This is a genomic window from Moorena sp. SIO3A2, from assembly GCF_010672265.1.
GTDB classification, from domain to species: domain Bacteria; phylum Cyanobacteriota; class Cyanobacteriia; order Cyanobacteriales; family Coleofasciculaceae; genus Moorena; species Moorena producens.
In genome coordinates, this window is the sequence record NZ_JAAHHC010000033.1 from 1 (window position 1) to 12550 (window position 12550).

9 protein-coding genes and 2 pseudogenes are annotated in these 12550 nt (G+C 43.9%); 2 read left to right on the forward strand and 9 right to left on the reverse strand.

Going from position 1 to position 12550, the window contains the following annotated elements; all coding sequences use genetic code 11:
• Positions 1 to 224: 224 nt before the first annotated feature.
• The gene (locus F6K64_RS27400; RefSeq protein WP_287257074.1) at positions 225 to 494 is read right to left on the reverse strand and encodes a hypothetical protein; all 270 of its coding nucleotides are present in this window, start codon (positions 492 to 494) and stop codon (positions 225 to 227) included.
• Positions 478 to 948 (reverse strand): hypothetical protein, encoded by a 471-nt coding sequence (locus F6K64_RS27405; protein ID WP_008178120.1) that lies wholly within the window; start codon positions 946 to 948, stop codon positions 478 to 480. The genes F6K64_RS27400 and F6K64_RS27405 overlap by 17 nt, the downstream gene beginning before the upstream one ends.
• Before the next feature lie 111 nt (positions 949 to 1059).
• Here F6K64_RS27405 and F6K64_RS27410 point away from each other — a divergent pair.
• Positions 1060 to 1173, forward strand: a pseudogene (locus tag F6K64_RS27410) (element excision factor XisI family protein); the annotation flags it as partial.
• 110 nt (positions 1174 to 1283) lie between these two features.
• On the opposite strand, the gene F6K64_RS27415 reads toward F6K64_RS27410, so the two are convergent.
• The 3 genes from F6K64_RS27415 to F6K64_RS27425 form a co-directional block, all read right to left on the reverse strand.
• Positions 1284 to 1502, reverse strand: coding sequence for a type II toxin-antitoxin system HicB family antitoxin (locus F6K64_RS27415; RefSeq protein ID WP_502708075.1), 219 nt, complete (start codon positions 1500 to 1502; stop codon positions 1284 to 1286).
• Positions 1489 to 1707: a type II toxin-antitoxin system HicA family toxin gene (locus F6K64_RS27420; RefSeq protein ID WP_287267012.1), complete on the reverse strand. Its 219-nt coding sequence runs from the start codon at positions 1705 to 1707 to the stop codon at positions 1489 to 1491. The genes F6K64_RS27415 and F6K64_RS27420 overlap by 14 nt, the downstream gene beginning before the upstream one ends.
• A gap of 93 nt (positions 1708 to 1800) precedes the next feature.
• A complete protein-coding gene (locus F6K64_RS27425) occupies positions 1801 to 2142 on the reverse strand; it encodes a XisI protein (protein WP_287255666.1) in 342 nt (113 codons plus the stop codon).
• Positions 2143 to 2176: 34 nt separating this feature from the next.
• Here F6K64_RS27425 and F6K64_RS27430 point away from each other — a divergent pair.
• Positions 2177 to 2344, forward strand: a pseudogene (locus F6K64_RS27430) (element excision factor XisI family protein); the annotation flags it as partial.
• Between the two features lie 163 nt (positions 2345 to 2507).
• Here F6K64_RS27430 and F6K64_RS27435 read toward each other — a convergent pair.
• The 4 genes from F6K64_RS27435 to F6K64_RS27450 all read right to left on the reverse strand — a co-directional run bounded on the left by F6K64_RS27435 (position 2508) and on the right by F6K64_RS27450 (position 12518).
• Positions 2508 to 3218 (reverse strand): hypothetical protein, encoded by a 711-nt coding sequence (locus F6K64_RS27435; protein WP_287267014.1) that lies wholly within the window; start codon positions 3216 to 3218, stop codon positions 2508 to 2510.
• 3 nt (positions 3219 to 3221) lie between these two features.
• On the reverse strand, positions 3222 to 3695 hold the full coding sequence (locus F6K64_RS27440; protein ID WP_287267016.1) for a hypothetical protein: 474 nt from the start codon (positions 3693 to 3695) through the stop codon (positions 3222 to 3224).
• Between the two features lie 33 nt (positions 3696 to 3728).
• A complete protein-coding gene (locus tag F6K64_RS27445; protein ID WP_287267018.1) occupies positions 3729 to 8012 on the reverse strand; it encodes an eCIS core domain-containing protein in 4284 nt (1427 codons plus the stop codon).
• A 135-nt stretch (positions 8013 to 8147) separates the two neighbouring features.
• The gene (locus F6K64_RS27450; RefSeq protein ID WP_008178136.1) at positions 8148 to 12518 is read right to left on the reverse strand and encodes a hypothetical protein; all 4371 of its coding nucleotides are present in this window, start codon (positions 12516 to 12518) and stop codon (positions 8148 to 8150) included.
• Positions 12519 to 12550: the final 32 nt, after the last annotated feature.

The following is a 12550-nucleotide window of genomic DNA, read 5'->3' on the forward strand; positions in this document are numbered from 1 at the left end:
GGCTATGGGCAAGCTACACCGAACAGCTTTTGAATAAGCGATGCAGCTTCGGAACAGGGGAGGCAGTGCCGACCTGCGGGGGTTCCCACGGGGCAAACAGCGGTGCGGACGCAGGTTCCGCACACAGCCCCTCCCCACTCGCGGTCTGCCGTGGTTTCCCCCACTCGCGCTTGGGATCAAGAAAACAGGTAAGTATTCGTTTAATCTATGTTACGGAAAGCACCTCAAGTAGCGTGAGCTTTTAGCTCACGGCTGACCGCTGACGGCTGAATGCTTACAGCTTTAGTTATTTTATTGTCCTTTAAATATTTATTCTCTTCAACATGTAAGTCTCTAAGTCCGCCTTCAACTACTTTTTCTTTACTTTGCTGATTCTTACTCCCCTTACCGTTTTTGCCCTTAAATAACCCCTTCGCTTTCAACAACACCTTATCAATCGCCTGATCAATCCGCTGGCGAATCTTACCAATAATTTTCTCAACCTTCTTCGCCAAACCACCAATACCCAACAGCGAAGCCAAGAACCCAATCACCACTGGTACAGCTTTCGCTAAAGCATTCTCTACCAACTTCGCAGCACCACCAACTGCACCGGATGCGATTAGCCCAAAGGGCTACGCTACGCGATTGACCGTAGGTCACGCGGGGCGCGTTCGCACTCACGGCATCCACAACTGCATTTACCAATTCCAGCACCTGACTACCGCGATTAACAAAGAACATGATGATGTCATAAATTGCCATGGCGGCTTTGACAAATGCTGATGCTGGATTTAACAAGCTCAGAATCCACTTCACCCCGGCGGTGATCACCTGGGTAACTACCATGTTATTGATTTGTTCGATGACTGTTTGTTTCAGGTCGTTGAACTGTTCCTTAACATGTTCCCACAGTCCCATGGCTCCGCGATCGCGTAATACCTGGAATATTTCGACGGCTTTCTCCATGCCAGCTACTACTTCCCAAAGAGTTTGGCTGCATTACCACGAATGTAGGCAAATATCAAGCCCAAGACTTGGGTTACTAAGCTGAATATTCCCGGTAAGCTAAAGATGTCAATTGAAGATGGGATCACGGATGAATTGGTTGCCACAGGAGTACCGAAGGATAGGATTGTTCTGGCTTTTCATCCCCCCGAGATTCGTGAACATACTGGGTATGCGATCGCATAGTGTTTGGTTTGGTGGGTTACCCTGTCGAAGGGCGCACCCTACAAGATCAGCGATTAGGCCAAAGGGCTACGCTACGCGATTGACCGTAGGTCACGCGGGGCCCGTTCGCACTACGCTGCCTTACTAATAGTTGGTTCGGGAAGAGTTTCACCTGTTTCTTGATAGGCTATTACCAAAGATTCTAAAGCTTCAGTTCCATTCTTAACTGCTTCTTCATAAGTTTCTCCATGAGTCCGCCATTTTTGTCCGGGGAAGTCGGGGAAACCAACTAAAAAACAATTATCTTCTTCTGACCATTGAATTATCATTTTATATTTAAGTTTGCTCATCATTAATGTTACCTTCTACTTCCTCAATAGCTTTTTTTACATTCTTTTCTTGATAGGGCTTAGCATCGTTTCCGTCTTTACCTGAAACTGTGAGTTTCCCAGCATAAAGAGGATGTATCCAGTTTGTATGGCTTCCTTTACCTGGTATTTCTCTAAAACCGGCTTGGCGAAGCATTTGTTTTAGAACCCTGATTTTCTTTGGCATTTACTAGAGATTTTACATATTTCCTATTTTATCTAAGTCAAAATGGTTACTCATCATTATTATAATTAATTTTATTGTTAAGTCAATCCACTACTAAGCCACTCCGTAGCCTGTGTAAGGACGTTTATAACTGGGATGTAAACCGAAAATAATGTCTGCTTTCGGTATACCCATGTCTACCAAATCTTGCGCCAAATCAGCTTCTGTCATGTTTCGCTGAATCCAAACTTTGCCATCTTTGATATCTAAATGGATGAAACAGTTATAAACTCGTTTGAGTCCATCCCAGCCGATATCTAAAAGTTGATAATGGTCATGTTCTGTGTCAAAAATAAGTTGACACTCAAGCTCTGAATCTGAATTATTTGCTTCTAAGGTGGCATGATTAGTTAATAGCTGGCGGATGATTAATCGGTAGTTTTCTAGTTTTTCCATTGGATGATTACCTCCTCAACAGGATTGTAATGCTAAGATTGTTCATGGTTCAATCCGCGATGGTAAAATCTGGATTCACTACGACGGTATTGAAGATGGTATCACGGATGAATTGGTTGCTTCAGGAGTACCGAAGGATAGGATTGTTATGGCTTTTCATCCCCCCGAGATTTGTGAACATAGTGGGTATGCGATCGCATAGCATTGGCTTTGGTGGGTTACGCTGTCGAAGGGCTCACCCGACAAGATCATGGGATTAGCCCAAAGGGCTACGCTTCGCGATGCTCCTTTGGAGCCGCTAAAAGCGATCGCACTTATAGTTTTGTAATTGAACGAATTGAAATACTATCAATAAATACGCTTCATTAACCTATCCGACGAGAGTCACTTTCTCTTTTAGTTCGTAATATTTCGCGATATGTTTCAAAGTCTCTGGCAGGAAAAAGTTTAGTAAGTTGATTTAAGGTATTGTTTAGTTCGTTGAAGAGGCTCTCATACTTCGGTTGAGTCATGTCTACATCGCAAAAAAGGTACTGCCAGTTACTCACACCCAACAATCCTAGTAAGCCATCTAAGTAACCTCCATAATCAAGGTTCATCTTCCAGTACTCACCCCGATCATAGAAATAAATATCTGGAAAGGCAGGTGGAGAAACGCCTGGTGTCAAGTGAAAAGCCGCGAGTTTAAAGTCGCCGGAGTCAGGATGGTCATCAAAAACACGAAAATATTTTAGGAACTCAATTTCCTGTTGGGTCATCCCTTCATGCCAGAGTTCGGGATCTTGGGTTGAAGTTAGGGAATCGGCAATAGGGCTTAAATGAAATTCACCTCCTCCGGAAACCTCCCCATTGATGTAATAGACAAATCGTAAATGTGTATGGAGAGATACATCAATATATTTTTCAAAATTTTGAGTAAGGTTAAACCCAAAGCTCATTCTTAATTCGTTCACCGATAACTCAGCAAGTCCTTCCTCATAATTGGCAACAATTTCATCTGCAATAATTTCAAAGGAAGAGTGTTGCTTCATTTGATCTATTAAAGTCTGAAAGTCTCGTAAATATTCTTGTGACATTTTTTACTTTAGTGTTGCTTTTCCATCTTTTATAGCTGCTAAAACAAGATTCATGCGTGCGTCAAAATCCTTAACTCCAAATTTAACCTGTCTACCACCAACTACATCAGTAGTTATATATTTTTTCTCCATTCTATTTTTGACGGAAAACCTTGAGGTTCCTAAAGATCCACCATTTTCCTCCCTGACATTTAATAGAAGCAAAACAAAACCACGATCTACATCAGTAACTCTAGTTATATCGCCTGCAGTCACGTCTGGATCATTTAGATTGGGAGTAACAGGAGTCAATTCTGGTTTCTCTGGGCTTTGTGAAAATGACTTTACTAATGGCCCACGTTTGAGTTCACCACCAGTACTTTCATAAAATCCCCATTCTGCTTTCAAATATTTGGGGAAAGGACTAGCTTTACCAGAATAATAGTTAATACGGAAACGATACCAAATAGGCTTGTTATCTTTGATGTTACCCTCCACTGCAGCCTTGATAGCAGGTTGCTCTACTGCACTTTAAAATCGAGTATTGTGAGATCCCCGCGCGGGAGTTAAGTTAGAGTCAACTGCATTACCACCCAATTTATGTGGCAACAAGTGCATCCGAACCCATTGGGCTTGGTGAGTAAGTTTTGACTCTTGAAGTTGAGACCATCCATTGAGGTTACCTACATGCTTACCTGACTCCGTCCCGGTTGTAATTTTGTGCTTTTCACTATTAACAATATAATCAGCAGTGAAGCTAGATGCTTTCTTATTGTCAGCCATGACTGGAAGCTTAGGTGGCGGATAGTCTTCGACAGTTGATCCAAATAACTTCTTAAGATGTTGATTACTTAATTCCCATAAAGCTCGTTCAAGCTTTTGTACAAGCTGCTTATTAGCATTAATGTCTTTTGCTTTCTTCTCTGCTGAGAGTTTAGAACCACCTGAACCTCCTTCATAAACCTTGTCAATTTCTCTCAGTCTAATTTCCAGAGGGCGGACTTTTTCATCGTAATATTCCTTGGCCACTTCTACATCACTTTTTGTGAAACTTGTCTGCCCTTCTGCTTCTTTTAGCTTCTCATCAAAGAACTTGTCGAGCATCTTAGGATCAAAACTGGCTACATAGAGTTTCGCATTCGCTAAGCTACCCTTGTAATATAGTTCATGAGAGTGCCCAGTCTTATCCTTAAAAGTTTTCTTTTTAGTCCACCATTTAATGAGGTTGAGTACAGTTTCCTTTACTTTATTTGCTCCTTTTTTTGCTTTACCCAACAACCCCTTCGCCTTCAACAACACCTTATCAATCGCCTGATCAATCCGCTCGCGAATCTTACCAATAATCTTCTCAACCTTCTTCGCCAAACCACCAATACCCAACAAGGAAGCCAAGAACCCTATTACCACTGGTACAGCTTTCGCTAAAGCATTCTCTACCAACTTCGCTGCACCACCAACAGCACCAGATGCGATCGCACTCACGGCATCCACAACTGCATTTACCAATTCCAGCACCTGACTACCGCGATTAACAAAGAACATGATGATGTCATAGATTGCCATGGCGGCTTTCACAAAGGCTGATGCAGGATTCAACAAGCTCAGAACCCACTTCACCCCGGCGGTGATCACCTCGGTAACGACCATGCTCTTGATTTCTTCGATGACTGTTTGTTTCAGGTCGTTGAACTGTTCCTTAACATGTTCCCACAGTCCCATGGGTCCGCGATCGCGTAATACCTGGAATATTTCGACGCTTTTCTCCATGCCAGCTACTACTGGTTCCCCAAAGAGCTTGACTGCTTTACCACGAATATAGGTAAATGTCAAGTTCAAGACTTGGGTTACTAAGCTGAATATTCCCGGTAAGCTAAAGATGTCATCGGGTAGTTGAATACCCATCGGTCCCAGGGTTCCAGTTAACCAGCCAATTAAACCGGCTTGTAGATGTTGCCCAATATTAGCGACAAAATTCTCAAAGCCTTGTTTAATACCACTAATTAAATTTCCTAGGAAGCCGATGGGGTCTTTAATAATGTTACCAATCAAACTAGCCGCTTTACTCAAGACACTAAGCAACATGTCTTTGAGTTTCTTAATGGTATCGATGACTCCAATTATGGCATTGGCTGCTTGATCAACTAACCCCTGATTAGCAGCCTTCATCTCATCGATGCGGGCATTAACAGCTTGCAGCTTTTCGTTATAGTTCTCGGCCAGAGTATTAATTAGCTGATCTTGTTTGCTGTCAACGCTTTGTTCCAACTGGTCGAATTGACTTTGAATATCCGTAGCGGCTTGTTGACCTACAGTTTTCAGGTTTTCGGGTAATTTAGCTACATAGTCTTTAATTTCTTGCCTACCCTTGGCAATTTCTGCTTTAGCATCGGTTAAGGCAGTACCAATAATGTTGACGATTTTATTGAGGACAACATCCATTTTTGCCAGGTAAAGTTGTCGTCCTTCTTGATAAAAAGCATTAACCTCTGATGGTAAACCTAGTAATTTATCCTTACCCCAAAGATACCAACCGAAATCGCCACTATAACGCTCATCTTTGTAAGCCTTCATTTTTTCATCAACGTAGTTCTCGAAGGCTTTGGTGGCTTGATTGGCACCAGCGTCAAATTCTTGATTAACCTTACCATCTAAGCCATTGAGAATGTCCTCAACCTTAGTTTTAGTTTGGTTGTAAATCTTTTGAATATCCCCAGCAACCTTAGCTCGTTCTTGCTCATCCTTACCCTTAGTTTTAATTTGCTGATTGGTAACCTGAGCTAATAACTGAGCCCGGGAGCCATGCATTCCTTGGAGTTGTTGCCCCGCTGTGGTTGCAGCTTCCCCTTGGGCTTGGGTTAACTGGTCTTGTTCAAACTGACGATAGGCTTGGGGTGCTTGGCTGGCATTAGTTTGAGCCTCTTGTTTTGCTGCTAAAGCTGTTTGGAATTGGGGTTCATTGGATTTAGCTAACTGTTCCGAAGTAACATCAGCCTCAGCCATCTGTTGGTCAAGTTTTTGGCTACTTTCTTGTAGCGGTGCCTCCACTTCACCTTGTCCCTTGGCTTTAGGAATAGCTTTGTCAGCACCAATATTTTTGGTTACTGCTCCCGCTTCATTGGCAGCTAGGGGAGTTACTGATTTCGGTTTAATACTGCTGGTATCCGGTGCTTGTTTCGCCTTCTGTTCTAAGGGTGCTTGAGATGCAGTTTGCTCTTGCTTAACGGTATTTTGCATCTGGCTCTTGACAGAAGCCAGTTTGTTACTATCCTTAAACTCATCCGCTTGTTCAAGAGTTTCCGGAGCTGCTGACTGGATGCGCTCCATTAATTTAGCCTTGAAAGCAGCAGCATCAAAACCAGGAGTGGGAGCTTGTGCCATCTCACCCACTTGATTGGCCTGAGCTTTGCTTTCTATTTCCTTGGCTGGACTTACCGCTGCAGCTTGGGCTTGTTTCGCTTTTGTACTAGCTGGGGCGTGTTGTTTTTGCTTATTGGCAATTCCCTTAGCTTTAGCAACCACTGCTTTAAAATCTGGATCTGACTCTGGGGAAGCAGCAGTAGTTTCTAGGGGTGTTGTTTCAGCAGGTGTTGCCGTGGTTTCTTGATTTACCTCCGCTTTCATCCCTTGATTAGCTGCTTCTGGAGCCATTGCCTCCTGGTTTTTCCCTGGAGAAACTCCAGAACTAACCGATGTTGCCTGGCTTTCCGGCTTTGGGGCTGTTTCAGCCTTAGTCTCAGCAGTTTCTTGAGGTGCAACTACCTCTGTGTTAACTGTATTTTCCCCCTCGACTTCTGGTTTTATATCAGTATCCTTGACAAGAGTCGGAGATTCTTGATTGACCCCATTCCCGGGAGTATCCTTGATCGGAACAGCAAACCCAGCCTTCTTTTCGACTTTATTTGCCTTCTTGGCCTGTTGATCAATTACTTTCGCCTGAATTCCCCCGTTCTGCTGGATAGTATGGGTCAACTCATGAGCCGTCAAACTATTCTTACCAGGAGACTTCCCCGCACCATAGAAAATATCCCTACCATGGGTAAAGGCTTGCGCTCCCAACTCCTTATTCATCTGTACGGCACTAGAGTCTGTATGCACCCGCACCCCACTAAAGTTAGCCCCAAATCTGGGTTCCATGAAAGCACGGGTAGAGTCTGGCAGAGGTTGACCGGTACCCCGTCGGGATTGGATTTTAGTTTCTAAATTAGATGATACTTGTGGGGTTTGACCAGGATTTGCTTTAGTTTGTATTTCTTCTTCCCCGGATTGTAACTGTAGCGCTATCGGCTTAGTTTGTATTTCCTCTTCCTGGGATTGTAACTGTAGCGCTATGGGCTTAGTTTGTATTTCTTCTTCGTCCGATTGTAACTGTAGCGCTATCGGCTTAGTTTGTATTTCTTCTTCGTCCGATTGTAACTGTAGGGCTATCGGCTTAGTTTGTATTTCCTCTTCGTCGGATTGTAACTGTAGGGCTATCGGCTTAGTTTGTATTTCTTCTTCGTCCGATTGTAACTGTAAGGCGATCGGCTTAGTTTGTATTTCCTCTTCCTCCATGGAATTTTGCACTGGTGGTGCTGCCATGCGCATTACTTGGGCTGCAACACTGTCTGCCTCCTTTTCGTACACATCATTGGCTTCCCCCACTTGCATTTTTGTCTGGATGAGACGATTAACTGCTTGGTTTCCCAGTTTTCGTTGGAGTTGCAGGAGGGGGTGAACCGGACTATGGGTAGCCAAGGGGGTTGGCTTGGCTTGAACGGTTTTTCCCTTTGGGGTTATTTGGTTGTTTTTGGTTTGGCTTGCCCGTTGATATCCCATATGGTTCACCTTTTCCTTGGCCGTTCCTACTAATATGATGATGCAATTTTTACAGACTGAGTGTATGCTAATGTTCTGGTTGTAACGCCAGTAAGCTTTAAACCGTTAGCTTTACCTTTCTTGCTCAGGGTCTGTCTAGGGCGAGTTTGGGTCACGAATCTCTGGGTTAGGACTAGGACCAGGGTCAGTACCAGGGCGAGGATCAGGGTCAGGATCAGCGACAGGAAAATCTCTCCCTACAGGAGGCTCACCTATACCTCCCAATAGCCGTTCTATATTTGCGATTCGCCCTTGTATACTTCTGATTTGCGTTTGTAGACTTTGGAGCTCAGAAGCGTTATTCAGTTCCCTCCTAGTCACAGCATCAAGTTTATCCATACTAATACTGTTATTAGCAATTTTGGCATTGGTCACGGAGTTATTGGCTAACTCAGCAGTACCCACGGTGCCGTTTTGAATCTTGGCAGCGTTGACTGCATCATTGGCAATTTTGGCATTGGTCACGGAGTTATTGGCTAACTCAGCATTACCTACAGAACTATCCCCTTCAAATTTAGTGGCCTTCACAGTTCCAGCCACCTCTAATTTTTCACTAGGATTGGTTGTCCCAATGCCGACATTGCCGTTTGGCTGTAACCTCATTATTTCTTGACCATCTGCAGCACCGCCTGAAGCCGCAAAAATGAATCTGAATGCATCATTCGTATTATCTCCCCATGCCAGTACAGAATCTTTGCGATCTGCCCCTTCATCTTTCAATCCTAGAAATACAGTGTCACTATTCCAAGCAACTTGTAGTCCTCTTGTCATCCAGGGGCGATTACCACCTCCTAATCCATCTCCAACTTGCAAAAGGGATTGTGGATTATTTGTCCCAATGCCGACATTGCCAGCATTATAGTAAATCTTGTTACTACTACCATCAGACCACTTTGTGCCACCAGCGCTAATACCAGTTAAACCAGAACCATCCCCTTCAAACCTAGTGGCTTGGACAGTTCCATCCACCTCTAATTTTGTACTAGGATTTGTTGTCCCAATGCCAACATTACCAGAAGTAGGATGAACTGTTAACCCATCCCGCGAAAGCAGATCAGAAACACTAGGAAGCCAGCTATCATTATCTAAATTGGCTAGGTATGGTAAGGCTAGATATACTTCAAAAGATCCGTCAGCGTCGTCACCCGCTATACCCATAGAAAAACTCTGACCACCCAACTTCGTTACCTCAGATGTGGGAATTACGCCATCTACTCGATACCAACCATCTGGAGCATTATCACTTTGTTCCTTGGTAATTATCAATCCACTATTAGGCTTTCCGTTACCCCACCCAGCAAGTTCGCCAAATCCCACTTGTTTACCGGAAGAAATCTTGAGCCAAGCTTTGAGATGTACGTACTTTTTGGTTAAAAAATTACCTCGGGACTCAAAGGGAAAAAGTATCATGGTATGTTGTCCTGAATTATCCCCAGTAATTTTCAAAATCCTACCGTCACGAAAAGAAGCCCAACCATCAGCTAAACCACCTCTTTTTATTCGCGAACCTTTGTTAGATATGCCAAACCAATAAGGATTTTCTTCGGTTGCATCATCTACACTATCGGCAGCATTGGCTGGTTTTGTTCCTACATAGGGTCCTTCAAACCCTTTCGTGAAAGGGTGGGCTGCTTCTAAAGTAAGATTCCCAAGGGTGTTGTACCCAGCAGGCTTGTTGCCATCGAGTATATTCATGTAGGAATTTCTGATTAGATTAGGCGGCATTGATGACCCCCTAATCATGCCAGAGGTTGTAATATTGCCATTGACAGTGAGGTTGTCTTCGATAGTCAGCGACTTTGCCTTAACAGCTCCATCCACCTCTAGTTTTTCAGTAGGATTATTTGTGCCAATGCCGACATGGCCAGCATTATAGTAAATCCTGTTACTACCACCATCAGACCACTTTCCAGCACTAATACCAGTTAAAGCAGAACCATCCCCTTCAAAGTGAGTGGCCTTAACAGTTCCAGCCACCTCTAATTTTTCACTAGGATTGGTTGTCCCAATACCGACATTACCATCCACGGTCAGAGCACCAGTAGTATGTAAAGCATCATCCACCCTCAGTGCCCCAGATGAATGCCCTGAGCGAATTACCCCTGTAACTTTCACTTCATCATTATCTGCATCCCCCAAGGACACATTCCCTTTTACTTCCAGCAAACCATTCACTGTCAGGGAACCATCGATGGTTGAGTCTCCTGCCCCCTCAAATTTAGTGGCCTTAACAGTTCCAGCCACCTCTAATTTTTCACTAGGATTATTTGTGCTAATGCCTACATTACCATTTCCTTTAATAACAAGGGCAGTTTCTTCAACTCCATCGTTACCCGTATTAACAAAAGCAATTCCTCCATCAGGGTTAGGGTGATTCCCGTCGGTTTTTTCAATCACTAAAGCATCTTGACTAGTCCCAAAGAAATTGTTGTCGTACCTGAGTCGAAAACCATCTCCACTAGGTGTACCGGATTCATTAGTACTATGAAAAATCTGAGTTCCTGTAGTCCCTAATTTTAAAGCCCCAGATACTTCTAAAGTGCTAGCCAGCACACCACCCACAGTTAAGTTATTTTCTATGGTGAGGGAACCTGTTACCCGATCGGTCACACTTAATTGAGCAGTAGCGATCGCATCCCTAACACTGAGATTCCCATCCACTGTCAGAGCACCAGTGGTATGTAACGCATCATCCACCCTCAGCGCCGCAGATGAATCCCCTGAGCGAATTACCCCTGCAATTGTCACTTGATCATTATCCGCATCCCCCAAGGACACATTCCCTTTTACTTCCAGCAAACCATTCACTGTCAGGGAACCATCGATGGTTGAATTTCCTGCCCCCTCAAATTTAGTGGCCTTAACAGTTCCAGCCACCTCTAATTTTTCACTAGGATTATTTGTGCCAATGCCGACATTGCCGTTTGGCTGTAACCTCATTATTTCTTGACCATCTGCAGCACCACCGGTCGCCGCAAAAATGAATCTGAATACATCATTGGTATTATCTCCCCATGCCAGTACAGAATCTTTGCGATCTGCCCCTTGATCTTTCAATCCTAGAAATAGATGGTCAGTATCCCAAGCAACCTGTAGTCCTCTTGTCATCCAGGGGCGATTACCACCTCCTAATCCATCTCCAACTTGCAAAAGGGATTGTGGATTAGTTGTCCCAATACCCACATTGCCATTGGGGTCAATCGTCATACGGTGTTGATAGTTAGTAGCAAAGGTCAATGGGTGGTTCGATTCCGTTCCAATTACGCCTCTGGCTCCATTCCAACTATCATTACTAAAAACACTGGTTACTACCCCACCACCAGACCTGACATTTAACCGAGCATGCTGTGAACCTAAGATGTCTAAAACTTTGTGCCAATCCTGAGGATTATGAATAGAGGTTGTGCCAATACCGACATTGCCATCCACTGTCAGAGCACCAGTGGTATGTAACGCATCATCCACCCTCAGCGCCCCAGATGAATGCCCTGAGCGAATTACCCCTGCAATTGTCACTTGATCATTATCACCATTCCCCAAGGACACATTCCCAGGCATATGCTCGGTATCACGGGCAATCACATCCCCCTGTACTTCCAGGCTTCCAGCAACGGTTAGGGAACCATCTATGGTTGAGTCTCCTGTCAGGTTTAAGTTGGTGGCCTTAACAGTTCCAGCCACCTCTAATTTTTGACTAGGATTATTTGTCCCAATACCTACATTGCCATTTCCTTTAATAACAAGGGCAGTTTCTACAACTCCATCGTCACCCGTATTAACAAAAGCAATCCCTCGATCAGGCTTAGTGGGATTAATATCTCTTTGTTCAATCACTAAAGCATCTCCACTAGCCCCAAAGAAATTGTGGTCGTACCTGACTCGAAAACCATCTGCAGTAGATAACTTAGCACCAGCAAGCTTGCGTACATAATTATGCACTTCACTAACCTTACCGTCGTTGTCTAGTTTCACCTGTGCCAACAGAATCACATTATCCTCGGGAGGAGGACTATCAGCATTTTTTAAATCTACATTACCGTCTTGGAGATTGTCTTGACTTGTGTTACTCCCGTAAATGACAAACTTGGGACGTTCAGTGGTGCGAGTGTATTTGATCTCGCTACCTACTCGGTAACCCTTGTCCTTAATTTCCCGATACATGACGGTAATTTCAATAGTTGCCTTGAGTGGTAATCCATCTAAGTTAATCGTGTTAATCGTGTCCGGTACTGTACAATTGGGTAAAACAATAATTTCTTGACCATCTTTATCAATGGCCATGCCTTCACTAACGGCAATTTTTTTATCCCCGGCTCTGGTTACTTCTAATCCTTCCACCACACCCCATTCATGGAGTAAACGATTGTGACGCAGGCGCATGTCACGATGGTAGGCTTGCTCATCCTTAAAATCTTCTTCTACTAGAAACTGGGAAGTAAAGTAATTGGGACGTTGAATATTTTTCATTATGGTTATTATATTAGTTTGAAATTGGGTCT